Origin of the sequence: Bacillus sp. TH19, from assembly GCF_016651075.1 — a bacterium.
Classification (GTDB): domain Bacteria; phylum Bacillota; class Bacilli; order Bacillales; family Bacillaceae_G; genus Bacillus_A; species Bacillus_A mycoides.
On the sequence record NZ_JAEKEO010000001.1, the window covers coordinates 14,235 to 34,900 of the forward strand.

Below are 20,666 nucleotides of genomic sequence, written 5' to 3' on the forward strand. Positions count from 1 at the left end.
TGTCTTTAGGCAAATAATATCTTAAAGGATTCATTGAATGTAATTAATGCCGGAGGAGAAACCTATGAAACATCTAAGAAAAATCTTCAAACGAATTTTGCTTCTTTTTTCTATTTTCATGCTTATTGGCATAGGAATATTATTTGGTACTAACTATGGCCGAGATCTTCGTGTAACAATTGCTGGAAGTATACTAACTTCTCAGCATCCACAATATGCGAAATATACATTCCTATCCCAAAAGGAACTAGATAAACTGCAAGATAGAATTAATCATCCAAAATGGTCAAATAGTGATGAGGCTATTTATAAAAAAATAGCAGGAAAAAGATTAGAAGAATTAAAAAATCAGCCATTAGAAATTGATGTAGAAACAATTAAAAGTAATAAAGATAGTCGTTTTCTTTTCGAAGGAAAGTTAATTACCATTAGCAATCCCTTCAATGTTAAACTTGTTAGCCATCAAGGAACACAAGGAGCTAACAGGGGAGAAAAAATTAGTGTAATGGCAAAACGTAATCATGCACTTGTTGCTGTGAATGCAAGTGGATTTGCTGATGAGACAGGAAGAGGTGGAGGAAATGTTGCAACTGGAATAGTAATAGAAAATGGAAAAGCTATTGATACAAATATAGATAAAAATACCCCTACAATTATTACCGGTTTAACAAAGTTTGGACAAATGATAACAGGAAATTATTCTACCCAACAACTTTTGGATAAACAAGTCGTTTCAGCAGCAGGATTTATGCCACAGTTAATTGTAAATGGAGAAAAAATGATCACAGAAGGAGACGGTGGTTGGGGTTCTGCTCCACGAAGTATTATGGCTCAAAAAGAAGATGGCACAATAATGTTTCTAGTGATAGATGGTAGACAAACACATAGCATAGGAGCCACGTTAAAAGAGTGTCAAGATATTCTATATGAAAAAGGAGCAATAAATGCAATGGCAATGGATGGAGGTTCTTCTGCTACGCTATATTTAGGAGGAAAGGTTATAAATTCACCTTCTACATTATCACATGAAGATCGTTATTTACCAAATACTTGGGTGGTAACAGCAAACCAAAAACAAAAAATAAAGATGACAATAGATGGGAAAAAAATAGATACTAAAAAATCAGATGAATTTGATGCAAATATTTCAACTGATTTATGAATTCTTAAATAAATGAAGGATTAATTAAAGTTTAAAAACTAACATACAAAGAGTGTAATTAAAGAAAAGCGTAAAGAGATACTCAATCATATGGAAAATCTCCAAGAAGTTAAAAGAAGGATAAATAATGTATACAGTTTACACTCATATTCAATTATATGCTTTTAATCTTATAGTATTTGCTACAGCTATGTGAAATGGACAACCTGTAAAAATAATTGTTGTGATCAGATGAGTAAAGATTAATGCGCAGAATGAATTAGTAATCATACCTGAAAACATTTCATCAAACATCAAAGCAACACATTAGTCGCTTTGATGTTTGTAATGATAAAAGGGTGATAAAAAACATAAACAATAGGTGTATCAAGCAAAGGGATAATACACCCTAAAACTACATTGTTAAACAACATGCGTCGTCGTGTAGTATATCTTATTTATCTTTAATTATTTTAGGTTCAGTATTACATCTTATAGATCGTTTTTTCTATGATTTCCTAATTTCCAACTCTCGTCTTTTTATTCAATCATAATTACTATTTTAAGGATGTTAAAGTAACTCCAATACTAAACGTAAAAGGAATAATAAAAGCATGGCATTTTGTGTCACTCTTTTTACACTTCATAACAAATAAGGATAAAAGAACAAAGTAAGTTATGCTTTAAACCTTTACTGATGGGAGAAAATGTTTGTATAGACCCACACACTTATTATTGGGTAATGTATGAAAGAAATTAAAATGATGAGACATAGACTTATAACTACACAATTGAATTAAACAATAATATTTTGAAACAAGAGTAAAGTTAAGGTGGGGATAACTATGAATGCTAACCAAAAAACGTCCTTATTGGCAGCATGGATTAGTGTAATTAGCAATATATTTCTGACTCTCATCAAAATTATAGTCGGTTTACTTTTCAAAAGTCAGGTATTATTAGCCGACGGGATTCATAATGCTGCCGATGTTGTAGCATCCGTAGCCTCATTGGGATCAATGAAAATTTCAAACCAGCCAGCTGATGAAGATCATCCTTATGGACATGGTAAAGCAGAAGTTATATCATCAGGAATTGTAGCTGTGATTTTAATTTTAGCGGCTTTATTTATGGCTTATGAATCAATAAAGTCATTATTTGAACCAGCGACAGAACCCCATATAATTGCTTTTATAGCAGCGATTATTTCATTAATATGGAAGCAAATTTTATATGTATACACAATACGAATTGGTCGAAAAACAAGCAGCAAAGGGCTTATAGCAACTGCTTATGATCATCTTGCTGATGTTTATGCCTCAATTGCAGCTGTAATTGGAATTGGTATTGCTTTGATAAACAATATCTATTCCATTCCATATGCAGCATATGGGGATCCTTTAGCTGGTATTATCGTTTCCTTTTTCGTATTAAAGTTAGCAATTAGTATGGGGAAAGAATCAATATATATATTAATGGAAGGTGGTATTCATACCGAGAAATGTAGTGAATATAAGAGGATAATTCAGGCCCATCCTTTTGTAAAAAGAATTGATAGAATGCGCGCACGTGATCATGGTCACTATGTATTAATTGATATTAGAATTAGTGTTCCGGCACATTTAAGCATCCAGCAAGGACATGATATTTGTAGGGATATAAAAACTACTATTATAAATCAGAACCCAGAAATATATGAAGTACTAATTCATTTAAACCCATGGTATGAGGAGAAGTAGGTTTATTGAATTATAGATAGATATAAGTAAGTAGTTAAACCGTCCTTTTTAGATATTGGAGAATTGGTCGACTTGTATAATGTCCATAATTAAAAAACATTTATAGTTATGAGTACAATACATCTCAAATACATTATTTATAGAAGAAAAAACGTCCTATTAAAATATAGGACGTTTTTATCTATGATTTACTAATTTCCCAACCTTCGCGTATTTTCTCTAATTCAATTACAATTACCTTTGAATTTTTTTATACAAAGCATCAACATTGAGGGGAATGAATTAATATATGAGGGTTCATTTTCAATAATATTGCTGAACAAACAAACCTTCTTGCCTTAAACGCCTCAATTGAAGCTGCACGTGCTGGAGAAAATGGAAAAGGATTTGCGGTGGTGGCAGCAGAAGTGGGGGATTTAGCTGAGAAGTCTAAAAAATCCGCAAATGAAATCAATAATTTAATACAATTAATTCAAAGAGATACAAAAGATACAGTTGATGCAATGCAAAAAGGCCAACAAAAAGCTTCGGAAGGAAAAGAAACTGCTAATAAAGCAGATCAAGCATTCTCATCTATTATGGTGGCTATTAATAAAATCACTAGCCAAATTCAAGAAGTATCTGCAGCGACAGAAGAAGTAAATGCCTCTATGTCGAGTGTTTCTGAAACAGCAACACAAGTAGCTAAGGAAACAACTCAAACTGTACATTCAATCCAATCACAAGCAGCATCAATTGAGGAGATATCGAATCAATCTAACAAAATAAAAGAAAAAGTAGAAGCATTGTCAGCATTAGTTTCAAAATTTATTATTGAAGAGCAAAAAAACGAGAAATAAAATATATCAAATATGACAAAAAAGTACAGGTCCTTAATCAATTAAAGGCCTGTACTTTTTTATCATTTTAGCCAAGAAGACTCCTTCCTCAAGGAACGTGAAATTTGTTTTTGGATAAATTTTCATATAATAAATAGCTTTATGCTATGTCTTATATAAAAACATACCATAAAGAACTTGATTTTATTTTATTACACTTGATTATATATTTATTTAGTGTATCATTATGTTCAATGGTTAAATTTTCTATAAATGGGAGGTTATATACAATGTTGACTGATTTACAAAAAAATTTTTTCTCACGGCTACAGATAACTCCGAAAAAAGATGTAAGCTTTGAAAATTTACATGAAATTCTTCAGCAAATGGCATATGTAATACCTTATGAAAATTTAGACGTTATGGACAAAAATACCCGAAAAATTACTAGAAAAAATGTTCAAGAAAAATTACTCATAACTCAACGCGGAGGACTATGTTACGAGCTTAATACACTATTATATTATTTTTTACTTGATTGTGGATTTGATGTCTATCGCATATCTGGTACAGTCTACGATTTAGGTGGTGGTAAATGGAAACCTGACGATGGACATGTAATTATTATTTTAAATTATAATAATCAAAAATACATTGTAGATGGGGGACTTGCCTCACATCTTCCATTGCACCCAGTTCCATTTAGCGGTGAAGTGATCTCATCTCAAACGGGAAAATATCGTATTCGTAAACAGAATACTGAAAAAGGAACTTACCTACTTGAAATGAAAAAAGGAGAAAATGGGGAGAGTGCCCAATTCCTTAATTCTGAGCCTACTAATACATGGTGTACTGGGTTTGCGTTTTCATTAAATGAAATTGATTCCAACAAAGTAAATGCTATACAAAATATTATTGTAGAGCACCCCGAATCACCTTTTAACAAAGGATACATTGTCTGCAAATTAGTAGAAGATGGACATATTTCGCTTACTAAAAAAAGTATTACAGAAACAAGAAAAGGCCAAAAAAGTAAACGAACTATAAATGAAGAAGAATATCAGCAGATTCTTAAAGAAGTATTTAATATTTCTCTAGATAAATACCTCGATAAAATTTTAGAAAGAGGCTAGCTTAAACTAACTCATATAAAATTTCTTTGTCGTTTAAAAATAGATTTGTTTAAATAAAATTACATTTTTATACCTTTATATAATTTCAATTGAGATAGTTAGTATACTTTATTTACAATATGTTTTAAGAGTGGAAAAGCATAATTTTTTATGCAGTATTAGAAAAAGCACTCGAAAGAGTGCTTTTTCGTTCATAAAATTATAAATCAATATAGCTATAAAAGTAACTGATTTGTATTTTACTTTTAATAGAATAATATTGTATTTTAAGGAGTGTTAATCTTGAGAAGAACAACAGAATACAGATTAGGGCTTACTGGTGGAATTATGGGTATCTTATTTTCCATTTATGCTATATTTATTGATAATCTAAGTAAGACTCTTAAAGTAGAAGGTATAAATGTAATAATAGGCTTAAGTATCAATTGAGGAGATATCGAATCAATCTAACAAAATAAAAAGTAGAAGCTTTATCGAAATTAGTTTCAAAATTTATTATTGAGGAAAAAGGAAAAGAGAAATAATAAATATCAAATATGATGATATAAGATTTTAAAAAAAGACTATTGTAACTTTTATAAAATACAATGGTCTTTTTTATTTTCATTGAGCAGATGTGTCAAAAAATCCCACACTATTGTCTACAAAGATTTTGTTTTCATCAATTTATGCCTTATTTGATTCGCTAATAGAATAGCAGCTTTTTTCAATTAATTACTGTTAAATTGAAAAGAAACGAAATTGATTAATAGTAGTCAAATCGTTTTTAATATAGTGTATTTTTATGAAAATAAGGAGTTTGTACATGTAATTTTGCATATATAAGCACAAATTCTTAAAATCCTTATATCATGATAGATGGTTTAATTTAAAATAATTTAGGTAATTGGTTAATTATTTATCTAAAATTAATAAAGGATTGATATAAAATGTCAATAATTAGCATAACAAAGTCCCAAGATAGTATAATGATTGCATGGCAATCAGCAGAGATTACCATCCCTTTAAAAGATATAATTACTATATCTACGAATGACGTTCCTTATAATAAGCTCGATCATGTTGTTTATATTGGAACTCCATCTTCCTCGAAGAATAGAATACTAGTACATACTACAAACTTAAACTTCATTATATTTGTTGTTAATCCATCTATAATCTTAGAAGAAATTAATATTGAGTAATACAGTTCTAATAAGAAGTGTAGAACGGCATGTAAGTCTAAACTAAAATCTCATTAACAAACGTTGATAAATAGACAGTAAATAAATTTTGTACTTTCTTCTCGAAATAGCTTAGAGATTCATGTCGTTTGTAAAAAGTCATGAAAGTAGGAACTGATTTTAAAGTGTAAAATGCTGAATTATCTACAGATACATTTCATTTAGTACCCATTTTCTTGTCCATATATCGAGACAAGAAAATGGGTACTTTTTTAAACTAAGACACCAAAGTGGGTACTTTGTAAAAATAGCAAATACTAATTAAATGTGAAGTTAAAATTCAATTCTTCATAAATAACAAAAGATATAAATTAATCCTGAATATAAATACTTTATCTTTCTTGTCCATCTGTTTGATTGGCTTGGAATTCCATTTTTAGAGCAATACTATCTCCTTGGAACACGTTTTGATCTGTTCCGTTGTCTTCAAATATAAACTTAATCCAAAACCAATCCATTTTCCCAGGTTTTAATCCTCCTGTTTCAGTCCACTTAGAATGAAATACTTTTTTGGAGGCAATCTCTGGGCTTTGTGATTTTAGTTCTGCAAGGGTTGTCTCGTATGCAGGGCTTTTTGCAGGATCCCAATCCCAAAGAAATTGTACTTTAATATGTTTACCGAAATCTTCTGTAGTGTTATTTTGTTTTAAATCGTTTACAGTATAGTCTATTTTCATCATGATATCTTTAATATCTAATGTACCACCATTTTTTAAATTGAATTTCTTTAATATTTTGTCCCCTGGTTTTAAATTTTCTAAGTTAAGTGAAGTAGTTGGTTGCATAGCTAAATCCAATGTACCTGCAGCAAATGAATTATTTGTCACCACTTGATCGCTAAAATATGCATATGTTCCCCCACCAATTAAAGATAAACCAAGAGCGGCTGAAACCACTCCAACACCTAATTTCTTTTTCAATGACATTTTTTGTTCCTCCCATATCATTTTTATAATCTTTCTCCCTAATCAACCGAAAAGGTCCCCTTAATACAGATATACCATGAATTGCGAAAAAATTATATTTAAAGCAGAAAATTCCTTATTGAGAAAATTATGTTATTATCTATCTTCTGTAAATGAAACGTGCCAAAAATAGAAAAGTTGGATTTATAATTATCAAAACCTCTGCCAAAAACAAATTAATATTAACTGCCCTTTATGATTAGAATTATTTATTTCTTCAGGAGTATTCTAATACTTCAAAAGGTACGCCTTTTGAAGTGGTGGAATTTCTATAAAAATCAATGTGTCGAAAGGTTCGAGATAACATTTTGAAGGACTTCAAAAATACATAGACCTTTTGAATCATATATGAATTGTCGGGAAAAAAGCTTTCCCTCAAACTAATGTAACTCCCATAATCCACTTAAAATCATTATCTTTATATGAATAAATTAGTAAGCATGATGGTATAGGTTATTAGGTAAGAATGGGAGTTTTTCACTCAAGATTAAATGGGTATAGTTCTTTAAATCTATAAAAATTTAGTTTAGATTTTCTTGTCTAAATGGTATGGAGTTTCATGTACTTGTACAACCGCATTTTGTTGATAAGACCCCAATTAGTTTCACTCAAACTACCCACCATAAAAGCAACATAATATATACATAAAATAAAAAAAGATTTATGAAAGACTTTTGTAACATTTGTGAAAGAGAAATGAAAGATTTTTAAACTAAGATGAACTTACTGATATTGATGTTATATCAGTGGTTAATAAAAAGTACAAGTAGAGAGTGAGGAACAGCATTGTGTTAAAGCAATCTGAACTAAATTCTACTAAGAGAGGAAAACAAAAATGAAAAAAAACTTTAAAACAATTAGAATTGGTAAGAAATTAATTCCTGCCACAGCTGCATTAGGTATTCTTTTTTCTTTAGCCCCTGTTGCAGAGAACAAAGCTAGCGCAGGTTTAGCCACGGTGTTGGATGTGACTATTACTTCATTAGGTATTGTAGCTGATATTTATGAAAAGCTTGGGATATCTGTAGGGGAGCCTGACTTATCTAATTACACTGGCCCCTATGCAGAGAATGTGTCTTACAGAGCTCCTAACTTTAAATCTGGGGAATTTAATATTTCTATGCATCATACGAAAGGAGATTCCAATTTCACTAGAACGATTAAAGTACTTTATCCAGATGGAAAAAGTGAGATGAAAGACTTAAAATCGGGGCAACAGCTTAAGATTACAGAACCCGGTACAATTGTAGATTTGAAACCCTTTGCAGAATCTGTATCAGAGCACGATCTTCTTTACATTACAAAGGCGCAATTGGATGAAGGAAAAACCGGGGTTGCGCTTAATCAAGGTATCACCATATACGTAGAAAAAACATCCGGTGAAAATAAAGTACTTGTTGACGAATTTTATAAGAAGAAATTTGGAGCAGATTCTCTTGACGGTTTTAAAGGATTAGGGGTGGACCGCTTTTCTTACTTAACAGATGAACAAAAGAAGGTAGCAACATTGACTTCACATCCAGTAGGTAGAGAAGTTCTTTCTAATTATGTTACGAATAACCCTACAGCTCAAGCAGATTTTAATAACCGGTCAAGTAATGTATTCGCAGAGATCACCAATACCCTAGAGACACCTATTAAAGCAGCATATGGCTCACTAAATCACGGTGAATCCTATCAAATTATCCCCTATAAAAAAGGAAGCAATAAAGTATTGGTAAAAGCAGGTTCAAAATATCTTTCAGGGAAAGAAGGAAATGTTCTTCAATATTCCGATTCGATTGGTGACGATGAATTGTTTGAACTTGTCTCAGCCCCCGCTTTTCTTAATAAATGGCAGTTTGATTTGGTAAACAAGAATGGAGTACGTCTGACTAGTAATCCATACATTCAAGGCTTCCTGAAGGAAAACGATGGTGCTAATTCTTTCAGATCTGGAATTAGTTTCACTGCAAAAACGAATGATGAAGTTCACAACTGGTTAATAGACTGGTACCCTGGTAAAGAACATGATAGACAGAAGTATGATGGAAGAGTAGAGTTCAAAGCTAATGATAAAAGTGATGGCTCTATATGGACTGCATACGATTCTTCTGGAAAATTAATAACGAATAGTTGGATAGAACGAGATGGATCATATCATTATGCAGATGCTTCTGGAGTTCTTTTGAAGGGTTGGCAGGAAATTAAGGCTAATACGTATTATTTTGCTCCGCATTCTAACTCCCTGGTAATGTCGTCAAACTCATCTGATGCACAGATTGAGGGTAAGGTCTATCATTTCAAGGATTCTGGTGTTCTGCAGCGATCAGCCTGGAAAGATGAGCAATATTCTGATGCTTCTGGAGCGTTTGTTAAAGAGGGTCTGAAAGAAATAGAAGGTAAAATTTACTATTTTAAAGATTTCGCAGTTACAAAGAATGAAATGCGTCTAGAAGACCAACATGTCATTCTTCACTTTTCCAACAAAGGCGTGCTTGAGAGGGCTTCAGATCTGAATGGGAAAGCATTAGCTAGTACTACTACTGTTACTCTTAACGGGAAACACGTAGTCTTTGAGAAAGACGGTTCTGTTAGAAAGCCAGGACTCACTGGAAAGAGACCTTTCCTCCAATCAGATGGAACTGAAAAAGTCACAATGCACTATTATAGCTTAGAGGATGGAGCTTCCTATTCGGGTTGGAAGATAATTGATGGAAAGAATTATTATTTTAAAGATGGTAAGCACTACACTTTTGATGGTTATGAAAATATTGACGGAAAAAAATATTATTTTAATAATGACGGACAAGCTATGTTGACAGGGTTTAAAAAAGAAAATAGTAAAATATACCACTTCGATAATAAAGGCGTAATGCAAAAAGGGTGGCAAGAAATCGATGGTAAATGGTATTACTTCGATGATTCTGGAGCAGCTAAGATAGGATGGTTCTCTGTTGGTGGTGGATACCATTTCCCTTATTACGGGTACTTTACTTATTATGCCAAAGAAGATGGTTCAATTTATCAAAACACCACTGTTGAACTTGATAATGGGAAAGGTGTTTGGAAGACTTATAAATTTGACAGTCATGGACACAAAGGTTATTAATAATCCAAAAAGAGTCTGTTTTTTATAAATATGACTCTCTAAATGAGATCCCTCAACCTAACTGGATCATATAACTCTGAAAAACTAAAAACAAGGCTTCCAATCAGTGAATGAGAAAATGGGTTAAAGAGTGGGCGTTGATATTCTTTTAAGAATTTAATCATGTGAAGAAGTACATTTCTAATGTCCATGAAACAACAAGTCGAGAATGGCCGTAGGACCTTCGTCTTTGATAGTAATGGATATTACAAGGTGAAAAGTTAGTTAATAATGGGCTAGTACTGTTGCAAATAATGGTAGCGCCCCAGTTGTAGCTTCTAGTGAGTTTATTTTAAAACCTGAGAATACAACCTCACAGGTGATAACCACAAATGGGAGTTAGAAAGTATTAAGTAAAGAATGATGCTATATATGGTACCCCCTGTCCGTATGGAGAGGGGGTACCTATATAGATTTCTAATGTAGCAAGTCTTTCTATAAATTTGTTACCTCTATTCTATACGCCACAAACTAAATACTCCCCAGTATGTATTCTTTTCAGAATGGTACATAAACAGAACTTATCTAGTCATACAAGTAATCAAGTGTTAAAATTACCATCTGGATTATAGAATCACTTTTAATAATTTTTAGTGAATATAAGATCAAATTGTTGGATTCTAACCTAGCAATACTATCAGTTATAGCACCTGCATCTCCAAGTTCCATAGATTTATTAGATTAAAGCAGATAATAGAAACATTTCAATTGTGATTTATGCACAAGAAGCGAGGATTATATATGAAAAAAAGGATTTTAATCGTAGAAGATGAAGAAAACATTCGAGAAGTATGCAAACGGTATTTAGAAAGAGAAGGATACGAAGTATATACAGCTATGAATGGAATGGAAGGCTGGGATGTATTTCATCAATATCAACCAGATTTGATTATTTTAGATTTGATGATGCCCAAAAAAGATGGATGGGAATTATGCGAGGAAATTCGTCAACAATCAAATGTTCCTATTATTATGTTAACTGCTAAGGGAGAGGAAAGAAATCGAATTTTAGGCTTAACAATGGGCGCAGATGATTATGTAACAAAACCATTTTCACCTCGTGAATTAGTATTAAGGGTTCAAATTATATTAAGAAGAGGCAGCCAGGTAACGATACAAGCAAAAGAATATCTATCAGAAGTGATAGAATTTCCAGATTTAAAAATTTATCCAAAGACAAGGTGTGTACTCGTTTGTGAAAATAACGTGGAATTAACTGTGAAAGAATTCGAGGTACTTTATGTCATGGCACAGCATCCAAAACAAGTGTTTTCCCGTTCGCAACTTCTTGAACTTATTTGGGATTTTGAACATGAAGGGGGTACAAACACAGTAACCGTGTTAGTGAGTCGTTTACGTGACAAGCTGGAAAAGCATACGACAAAGAATCGTTGGATTCATACGGTTTGGGGAATAGGATATCGCTTTGAGCCAAATGGAGGAAATGAAACATGAGTTTACGTATTCAATTGTTATTGATGAATTTATTAAGTACCAGTATCTTGGTAATTGCTATATGGTATAGTGAAACGCAAATGTTACTTGAACCAGAACAAACACGGCTATTAACAGTAATTGCGGTTGTCGGACTGATTATTTCAACGTTTATTTACTGGTTAATGACACGCCCTATCATGAGGTCCATTCAAAATTTAATTGAACTAACGAAACAATTTAGCGATAGACAATTTGAAACGATGTACATAATTGGAAAAGAACCACGGGAGTTTAAAGAATTAACAACAGCCTTTCAACGGATGGCTAAAAATTTAGAAGAAGGGTTTACTAAGTTAGAAGAAGGGGAAAAGGCACGTAAGGAGCTGATTACGAATATTTCACACGACTTACGAACGCCTATGGCTAGCATACAATTGATGATAGAAGCATTACAAGATAACTTAATTGAAGATCCTGAAACGAGAAAGCAGTACTTAGAGACGACCTTAAAAGAAATAAATCGATTAAGTGGATTAATTAATGACTTATTTGACCTTTCAAAGTTAGAAATTGGACAAGTAGATTTTCATCCAAGTTTTACACATATGGACAAAATTCTTTTAGATGTACTAGAGTCACATTCTTTCTTATTAGCAAACAAACAGATCGATTTACAATTGCAGGTTCCTGATACATTACCTCGACTTTTAATTATGCCGTGTAAAATAGCACGGGTCATCAGTAATTTGTTAGATAATGCGATTCGGTATTCCCCTGTTTCTGGAACAATCGAATTGATTGTAGAGGAAAATAAAAAAAAGCAACAAGTCCAATTCATTTTGCGCGATGAAGGAGAAGGAATTACTCCAAATGACCAATTACGCATATTTGAGCGTTTTTTTAGAACGGATAAATCAAGAAGTTCACAATCTGGTGGATCCGGACTCGGATTAGCCATTGCAAAATCATTGATTGAAATGCATAAAGGAGAAATTGGTGTGAGAAATCGCTTAGATGGCAAACAGGGAAGTGAATTTTGGTTTACTCTTCCCATCACATCAGAAAAAAATAAGACCGCTGAAAGACTTTTGTAATACTTATATTATAGAAATGAAAGACTTCCTTGTTAACATACTACTATACAGTATGTTACAGGAGGTTTTTTATTTTATGAAAAGAAAACATGTATTGATTATAGGAGGTTTTATAATTGTCGGAGGAATTTTATGGTCTTTGTTCCGCCCCGAGAAATTATTTATTGATAAGCAAGTGAATGAAGCATTGCCACAAACAGAAATACAATCAAACGAAACAAAACAACAACAAGAACGAGTAATAAGTGAAGGGCAGTTTCAAAATGGTGTCCATGAAACAACTGGAAGAGCAACAATCCATCAATTAGCGGATGGAAAACGCGTTTTACGACTTTCCAATTTTTCAACATCTAACGGGCCAGATGTTCGAGTTGTATTAGTTCCTACAAACCATTTGAAAAATAATGAAGACGTGAAAAATCATCAGTATATTGAATTAGGAAAATTAAAGGGAAACAAAGGAGACCAAAACTATGGAATTCCTGAAGGAATAGATGTAGGTACATACGGTTCGGTTTCTATATGGTGTAAAAGGTTTAATGAAAACTTTGGTGCGGCTTATTTTGAAAAATAAGAAAGAGGGTTCTGTTGCAAAGTTTTTAAAGTAAGTTAAACTCTGTAACAAGCAAACGAGAAGTATAACGGATGAGATATTTTAAAGGAAAACAGTTCAAGAAAAATATTATCGTGGTAGCCGTTGTTTTTCTTTAAGCTATTGTGATGTGTCTGAAATTCTATAGGAACGTGGTATTTCTATAAAAATCAATGTGTCGAAAGGTTTGAGATAACATTTTGAAGGACTTCAAAAATACATAGACCTTTTGAATCATATATGAATTGTTGGGAAAAATCTTTCCTTCAAACTAATGTAGCTCCCATAATCGACTTAAACTCATTATCATTATATGAATAAATTAATTAATAAGACTGATGGTATAGGTTATTAGGTAAGAATGGGAGATTTTCACACACGATTAAATGGGTATAGTTCTGTAAATCTATAAAAATTTAGTTTAGAGTTTCTTGTCCCAACCAATATCTAAAAGTGAAAGTTTAGATATTCTTTTCTAAATAGTTTGGAGTTTCATGTCCTTGTACACCTGATGTAGAAAGACATGAAAGTAGGAACTAATTTTCTAGCGTAAAATGTTGAATTACCAACAAATGCAATTCATTTAGTACCCACTTTCTTGTCCGCATATCGTGACAAGAAAGTGGGTACTTCTTAATATGAAGACACCAAGGTGGAGATTTCCTGAATGGAAATGAACTATCCTTATGCTAAGCAATAGTTCAAAAAACATTAAGCATGATGTTGTGGCTATATTTTGTATTATAAAAAAGAAAAAAGGTTATCTTTCTTTATATCGCAAGAAAGATAATCCTCTTCTGTTTAAAGAATGAAATTGGGGTACAGCCGAGATACGTGTAAAAATAGGTTACAGACTTACTGTTATTTCTAATATAATTTAAAATCGGCTTTTTGTTTTTTGATAAAACTCCTTCATTCGTCTAAGAAGTACGGCGACGATTCGTATATTGACCCGCCATATCTATAAAAAATAGAATTTCGTAATCTTTTTTACTTTTATGAATTCAAAATACTCTATTTAAACTATTTTTTAACATCATATATATATTAAATTTATCTCCATATAACACATTATTTTTCAGTAAATGTTAAAAATATTACGTGCATGTAAATTTTTAACATTTTTTATTTTTCTCAATTGTATAACTTTATTTTTGAATTATACTTAATGCGTAATCCCAAAATTAGGAAAGGATCTTTGAGATAGGACATTTATCTTAAATTCTTACTTAGAGGAGTGATTTAAGAAATCAATGAAGGTAATGTGTTTCTAGATTAATTAGGAAAAGAATTTGAAGTGTTACTATGCTTTTTTTGTACTCATCCAAAAATATAATCAACATTGTTTAAAATAAGTGTGCATTTAATAAATCCACTTTTGGCATTAGTGAGAAAACTTATATTTCGTATGTAAGTAATAACGAATTTGAACGAAAGGACTGATTTATATGAACAGAAGAAAGAATGGTAGATTACAAAAAACAATAAAGGTGTTTGCGACATCCGCTATTTTAGCAACCACGTTATTTGCACCTATTATGACAAACAATTTAGATGTACATGCTGAAACTGCACAAACTGTAACTCAATTTGAACAAAGAGAGTTCGACCTTCCAGGTACAGGCAGTTTTTGGGATGAAGCAAAAAGGGAAAAAAGAGGTGAGCAAAAAAATTATATGCCAACAGGAATTTATGTAAAACCTAATGAACAGGTTACTATTACAGTATCAGGAACGCAAAAGATTAGAGCCATTATTGGGACACATCAATATGATAAAGAATGGGGAAAAGAAATTGATCTTTCTCCTGGCTCTAATGCCATCTCTTCTCCAAACGGCGGCGTATTAGGGTTTGATAATTATCAAGGCACAGGAACAGTTAAGGTGCAGGTAACACAAGGCGGTAGTCCTATTCCATTCTTTGAATTAGGGAAACACACGAAAGAAGACTGGATTGCCATGATGAACAAATATCCAGAGGCACATGCGGTACAATTGAAATCAGAACGAGCAGTACTAACTGTAACTCGTGATAGTGCCAATAAATATATTGTAAATCAAGATCCTGTTCCTCTATTAAATAAATATGATGAAATGATTCGGGCACAAGATAGGATATCGGGGTTATCTGAAACAGATCCTAATCCTTTACATCGTTCAACTCGTCGTATTTGGGCCTTTGTAGAAAACCCTAACGCACAAAGTTGGGGCATGTATGCAAGTTGGGATGGAGCCGTCTTTACGACTGCTGGTGAAGCAATCAAAAGTACTTTAAATGTCAATGAGTTTGGATGGGGACAAATGCATGAAGCGGGACATGCACGACAACAATATCCATGGACGTGGAATGATTTAAGAAGTATGGGTGAAGTAACTGTTAATCTATATTCTATAGCTGCAGTCAAGAAATTATATCCAAATAAACCAACACGTTTAGAATCAGAGGGAGATTATAATAGAGCTTTTGCGTATTTAAAACAAACGAATAAAGAATATAAAAATATTGACGACCTGTTTGTAAAACTTGTTATGCTTTGGCAGCTTCATTTGGCATATGGCGATGATTTTTATCCAAATCTTCACAAATTATATCGAGAGCTACCAGAGGATCAACTTCCAAAAACAGATGAAGATAAAATACAGGAATTTATTTACAATACATCAAAAATAGCAAAACAAAATTTACTTCCGTTTTTTGATCAGTGGGGATTGAAGGCAACTCAAGAAACGAGACAAAAAGTAGAAGCTTTAAATAATCCAACATTAATTGCACCTATATGGGAAGCGACGGATGCTAAACCTGTTAAACCACTTGCTGTATTGTCTAAAAAAATAATGAAGGCAAGTGCAAATAGTGAGGAATCAACGGGTTCAGCTGGTAAGGCGATAGATGGAAAAACAGATACATTTTGGCATAGTAGTTGGACACCAAATCAATATCCTTACAATTTGACACTAGAATTTGGTGATACACGCACCATTTCACAATTGGCATATCTTCCAAGGCAAGATGGGTCAGAAAATGGACGTATTTTAGCTTACAATATTTATACGAGTGTAGATGGCGTTAAGTATGACAAAATATCATCAGGAACATGGGAAAATAATAGTGATAAGAAAAACGCAACATTTGACCCTATTACTGCAAGATATGTAAAAGTAGAAGTAACGAATGGACAGAATGGATTTGCCTCTGCAGCTGAAGTAGATATTCTAACTGATTCTCCATCTGTTAAACCATACGTATTGCCTAAAAATACGATGAAAGCAAGTGCAAATAGTGAGGAATCCAGTGGTTCAGCGAGTAAGGCAATCGATGGAAAACCTGATACACTTTGGCATAGCAGTTGGACACCAAATCAATATCCATACAATTTAACATTGGAACTTGATAAAAATCAAACAATTTCAAAAGTGGACTATCTCCCAAGACAAGACGGGTCAGAGAACGGCCGCATTTTAGGCTACAATATTTATACGAGTGTAGATGGCGTTAAATATGACAAAGTATCATCAGGAACATGGGGAAATAATAGTGATAAGAAAACGGCAACATTTACCCCAGTTACTGCAAAGTATGTGAAAATGGAAGTAACGAATGGACAGAATGGATTTGCTTCAGTAGCTGAAGTAGACATTTGGGGATATTAATCGTTTACACAAATGGCTGGGGGATCTTCTAATGATTGAGAAGTATAGCACGTCGCTATCAAGCTAAAAAAGTGTATTCATAAAACAAAAAACGCTATTCTTTTTGTAGGGGTACCGCCACATGCCCATCAACTTAACATTTTGAAGTATCCCCAAAATGAAAAAATTGTACTGTTAAAGGTAAATATAGAATTAGAATGTAAATTATCAAGAATTAATAATTAGTAAAGTAGAAGATTTCAATAAAAATTGGTAAAATAATAACCAAGTATTGAAATTAGAAACAGGACTGTATTAAAAAAGGAGATTCTATACTATGGAACAAATTATTTCAAACAATAAGAACGGATCTACAGAGATATATTATAAATTATTCTCTATGTTATCTTTGCTAACTTTTCATAAAATCACATCCATTGAAAAGAAAAAGAAAAGTCTTAAGATTTCCCATGAAAACGAATTGGAAAATTTAACAAAAAATAATCCTTATAAATTATAATACGGCTCCCAAAGATTATACTCTACAAGAGAATTGATTTATAGGATTTTATTAAACCAATATAATCTCATATTAATTTGACCTTAAAAACGCTATTCTTTTTGTAGAAATATACAGAAAGGATGGCGTTTTGTATGAATCTATCGATTCGGGATGAGTTTCATTTGTTCGCTAAAGAACTACAGCGATTCTATTACTTGATTATGTAGTCAGCTTTATGCAAATACAGCTACACTTATGAGTTCAGAAGGACTTAATCAACATTTTAATCGATGTGCTGTTTTATTTCTACAGCGTGTATTACGTAGATATATAACTGAAGCAATTTCTTTATAAAAAAGTATCCACTTTCTTGTCTAAAAAATATCCATTTTCATGTCTTTCTACATTTAGTGGGGGAAGGGGGTTACTCCCATAACAACCCAACTGTTCGTTAAATTCCCATTTAACGTAAACAACAATTGTAGAAATCTAAAATTTTTATTTATATCTACTAAGAGAGAGTTTTTATATTCCAATTAATTTAGATTTCAAACTATATATTTTTTACATAATAAAATCAAATGCGAAACGAATAATACATATCATTTTAACCCTAGTATAGGGAAAATAATAAAAGTTCAGCAATGTAAAATTGCTGAACTTTTATTATTTATTCTTTCCTATTCTGCCTAAGCTATCTTTAATAGTTGTTTCTCCAAGCTGTGTGTATAATAAGGCCGTATCTTGGCTAGTATGCCCAAGTTGCTGCATCACTTGTAACGAGTCTTTTTCTTCCATATATAACTTATTTGCCAATGTATGTCTTAATTTATGAGGAGACATTCTTTTACCAAAGGCCTTAGTATATTTTTCTACTATATCTTGGATAGCCCTAACTGAAAGAGGCTGTGCAGTATGTTTATACTTCGATAAGAATACATTTTTTAATTCTTTCCCTGGAGCATATTTTTTATCTCTAATTTCCATATAATTTTCAAGATCATTCAATGCAATTGGGGTAATCCATACAGAATCTTCTTTGTTTCCTTTTCGTATTACATCAATTAGCCTTTCTTTTAAGTTTATATCTTCCATACGAAGATCGGCCAATTCACTTACACGAATACCACTACCAAGAAAGAGAGAAAGAATAGCTACATCACGATCTTTATCTCTTAGGAAATAGAACAACTGATGTTTTGTTAAAGATTTTTCATGTTCGTACTTAATGTAATTCAAAAACTCTTGATCGTCATCATTATGAAATATTTTAGATCTCATACGTTTTGCACGGGCATTTAATGTTTCCTTATCTTTATGTATTTCAATTTTAGCCATTACATTTCTATAAAAATAACATTCTCCATCATCATTCTCTGATAGGGAGGTAAGGTACTTAAATAAAGACTTTAAGGCTGAAATTTTTCTGTTAACAGAGGAATTCTGCATTTTTTGTTGTAGTTTTAAAAACCTCATAAAGTTCTCAACATCTTTTTTCTTTAAATTCTCCAAATCAGAGAAGGATATGTCTTTAATGGGCTTAAATTCAATAATTTGTTCAGATAATAGCCAATTAAAGAAAACTCTAAAATCATATACATAATTCAGTAGGGTGGAAGGAGAGGCATCATGCAATTCTTTGTACTCCACAAATTCTTCTATGTAAAAGGGCATTTCATTTAAATTCTCGTATAATTTCTTACGATGTACTGATTTTTGACGTTGCTTGCTGTAATCCATAAAAATCACCTCATATATACTATAACAGAAAAAATACACGAACACAAGTTCGCGTTAAATTCAATTTTTACACATACTTATTTACATAATTAAATTATGGATTACTAAAATGCGTGCAAAAATAAATAGGTGATATTGTAATTGTTCTAGTATTAATTATAGAGAACCACACTATAAATTTGTATTACGCTATAAAAACAGGTGAAAAATCTACATATAACTGTATATACAATGAAATTGATTATATATATACAGAGCACATTAAAAATTGTTTACAGAGCGTTATAAAATGTGAATTGCTTAAATTAATTATAGTTAATCAGGTCAACGTAAGATAAACTTGTGTAAATTAATATGTAATTGTTTATATAGATTCTTTATGTGTAGATCGGCATTTGATTATTATTATATAACTTCAAAGCAATACACTAAAATTCATGGATATAGGCTCGAAATCCCTAGATGCTATATTATATTTTTAAAAGACTCTCTTATTGTTCGTAAAATTGGTATTTCGTGCGAAGTTATAAAGTCTTTGTTTTTTTCCTTTTTTATAATACTCTTATGTTAATCCAATAAAATGCATCATTCCCTTTCATCAGTATTAATATCTTTTAGTTTCAGATACATTCACCTATACATATTATATTGATTACATGGTTGCTTATAGACTATAGCTAGCATGTAAATATACATTAAGAACACTTTAATAAAAACAGTTAACTTTAACCCCTTAAGACTAAATAGCTTGTGTTGTGCTCAAAACTTAATAGTGCGTGATGTCGATAGAGAGTATTTCCTTAAGTTCTTTTACATCCAAGGTTTTTTTTATTGTACTTGCTTTAGGTAAACATACAGTTTAGTTTGATTCAAGTGCAGATTTTAAAATATAGCTGCAAAATTTCCCTACCATCTCAATAAGATAAGTATTCTTTTCATTTTGAGATGAGTTTCTTAATTACAGAAATTCTACATTTTCAATCAATTATATCGGTACACGGTATGTTTGGTGCATGTTTTCCACGGATGGTCCGTGGGCATTATGTTGGATTCAAAAGCGCTGGTCACATCCTAAATAAAACATTTGGATCCATTAAAGGTTCCATTAATAATACAGCAATTCAGGATATTCAAATAAAAACTGGAGAAGTCGAACCTTATTTCATTAAACCAAAAGTTGGAAAATAAAAAAGCATGCATTTCAACCTTATTTTCTATACTTTTGGCTGGAGCGATTATTACCGTAAAATTCAATAAAGGATTTATAGGAGGGTATGAATTTGAGTTGCTATTAGCTGTATCTTTATTTTTTGTGGTAACTAACACCCAATCTATTTCCTTAGATAAATTACTACTGAATCGTAAAACTAAGCAACAGCAAAAACAAAAATAAAGCTTCTCCCCAACACTTCATTATTTGTGTTAAGGAGAAGCTTATTTATGCGAAACTTGTAATTAAATTAAAAACAAGCCAATTCGAAAAAGGGTATGATAACATATGCGAGACGTAAGTCAGGACACTC

15 protein-coding genes and 3 pseudogenes are annotated in these 20,666 nt (G+C 31.9%); 16 read left to right on the forward strand and 2 right to left on the reverse strand.

Annotation, left to right across the window (positions count from 1 at the left end):
* Positions 1-64 precede the first annotated feature (64 nt).
* The 6 genes and pseudogenes from JFU54_RS00060 (at position 65) to JFU54_RS30160 (ending at position 6,015) form a co-directional block, all read left to right on the forward strand.
* A complete protein-coding gene (locus JFU54_RS00060; RefSeq protein ID WP_078205576.1) occupies positions 65-1,162 on the forward strand; it encodes a phosphodiester glycosidase family protein in 1,098 nt (365 codons plus the stop codon).
* Between the two features lie 824 nt (positions 1,163-1,986).
* On the forward strand, positions 1,987-2,880 hold the full coding sequence (locus JFU54_RS00065; RefSeq protein WP_002187237.1) for a cation diffusion facilitator family transporter: 894 nt from the start codon (positions 1,987-1,989) through the stop codon (positions 2,878-2,880).
* Between the two features lie 299 nt (positions 2,881-3,179).
* Positions 3,180-3,719 (forward strand): annotated as a pseudogene (locus JFU54_RS00070) (methyl-accepting chemotaxis protein); the annotation flags it as partial.
* Between the two features lie 269 nt (positions 3,720-3,988).
* Positions 3,989-4,831 (forward strand): arylamine N-acetyltransferase family protein, encoded by an 843-nt coding sequence (locus tag JFU54_RS00075; RefSeq protein ID WP_151304090.1) that lies wholly within the window; start codon positions 3,989-3,991, stop codon positions 4,829-4,831.
* A gap of 282 nt (positions 4,832-5,113) precedes the next feature.
* Positions 5,114-5,260 (forward strand): hypothetical protein, encoded by a 147-nt coding sequence (locus JFU54_RS00080; protein ID WP_176127015.1) that lies wholly within the window; start codon positions 5,114-5,116, stop codon positions 5,258-5,260.
* Between the two features lie 500 nt (positions 5,261-5,760).
* Complete coding sequence (locus tag JFU54_RS30160) at positions 5,761-6,015, forward strand: SunI/YnzG family protein (protein WP_033728921.1); 255 nt, start codon at positions 5,761-5,763, stop codon at positions 6,013-6,015.
* A gap of 371 nt (positions 6,016-6,386) precedes the next feature.
* Here JFU54_RS30160 and JFU54_RS00085 read toward each other — a convergent pair whose 3' ends face one another.
* On the reverse strand, positions 6,387-6,980 hold the full coding sequence (locus JFU54_RS00085) for a TasA family protein (RefSeq protein WP_151304091.1): 594 nt from the start codon (positions 6,978-6,980) through the stop codon (positions 6,387-6,389).
* 874 nt (positions 6,981-7,854) lie between these two features.
* On the opposite strand from JFU54_RS00085, the gene JFU54_RS00090 reads away from it, so the two are divergent.
* The 8 genes and pseudogenes from JFU54_RS00090 to JFU54_RS00120 all read left to right on the forward strand — a co-directional run.
* On the forward strand, positions 7,855-10,110 hold the full coding sequence (locus tag JFU54_RS00090) for an N-acetylmuramoyl-L-alanine amidase family protein (protein ID WP_078204012.1): 2,256 nt from the start codon (positions 7,855-7,857) through the stop codon (positions 10,108-10,110).
* A gap of 780 nt (positions 10,111-10,890) precedes the next feature.
* Positions 10,891-11,604 carry a response regulator transcription factor gene (locus JFU54_RS00095; protein WP_061675673.1) on the forward strand — a complete coding sequence of 238 codons (714 nt, stop codon included), beginning with the start codon at positions 10,891-10,893 and terminating at the stop codon, positions 11,602-11,604.
* Positions 11,601-12,680, forward strand: coding sequence for a sensor histidine kinase (locus tag JFU54_RS00100; protein ID WP_078204010.1), 1,080 nt, complete (start codon positions 11,601-11,603; stop codon positions 12,678-12,680). Before JFU54_RS00095 ends, JFU54_RS00100 begins: the two co-directional genes overlap by 4 nt.
* A gap of 76 nt (positions 12,681-12,756) precedes the next feature.
* Positions 12,757-13,254, forward strand: coding sequence for a DM13 domain-containing protein (locus JFU54_RS00105; RefSeq protein ID WP_078205327.1), 498 nt, complete (start codon positions 12,757-12,759; stop codon positions 13,252-13,254).
* A 71-nt stretch (positions 13,255-13,325) separates the two neighbouring features.
* Positions 13,326-13,417, forward strand: a pseudogene (locus JFU54_RS29525) (IS6 family transposase); the annotation flags it as partial.
* Positions 13,418-14,720: 1,303 nt separating this feature from the next.
* Positions 14,721-16,922, forward strand: a complete 2,202-nt coding sequence (locus JFU54_RS00110; RefSeq protein WP_201063425.1) for a M60 family metallopeptidase — start codon at positions 14,721-14,723, stop codon at positions 16,920-16,922.
* A gap of 316 nt (positions 16,923-17,238) precedes the next feature.
* Positions 17,239-17,421, forward strand: coding sequence for a hypothetical protein (locus tag JFU54_RS00115; protein ID WP_002139654.1), 183 nt, complete (start codon positions 17,239-17,241; stop codon positions 17,419-17,421).
* Positions 17,422-17,555: 134 nt separating this feature from the next.
* Positions 17,556-17,748 (forward strand): annotated as a pseudogene (locus JFU54_RS00120) (IS4 family transposase); the annotation flags it as partial.
* Positions 17,749-18,069: 321 nt separating this feature from the next.
* Here the strand turns inward: JFU54_RS00120 and xerS are convergent.
* The gene (gene xerS, locus JFU54_RS00125) at positions 18,070-19,143 is read right to left on the reverse strand and encodes a tyrosine recombinase XerS (RefSeq protein WP_078205333.1); all 1,074 of its coding nucleotides are present in this window, start codon (positions 19,141-19,143) and stop codon (positions 18,070-18,072) included.
* 945 nt (positions 19,144-20,088) lie between these two features.
* Between xerS and JFU54_RS29340 the strand changes: the two genes are divergently transcribed.
* The gene (locus tag JFU54_RS29340) at positions 20,089-20,331 is read left to right on the forward strand and encodes a hypothetical protein (RefSeq protein ID WP_242488115.1); all 243 of its coding nucleotides are present in this window, start codon (positions 20,089-20,091) and stop codon (positions 20,329-20,331) included.
* Positions 20,321-20,536 (forward strand): hypothetical protein, encoded by a 216-nt coding sequence (locus tag JFU54_RS29345; RefSeq protein ID WP_242488116.1) that lies wholly within the window; start codon positions 20,321-20,323, stop codon positions 20,534-20,536. Before JFU54_RS29340 ends, JFU54_RS29345 begins: the two co-directional genes overlap by 11 nt.
* The last annotated feature ends 130 nt before the right edge of the window (positions 20,537-20,666 follow it).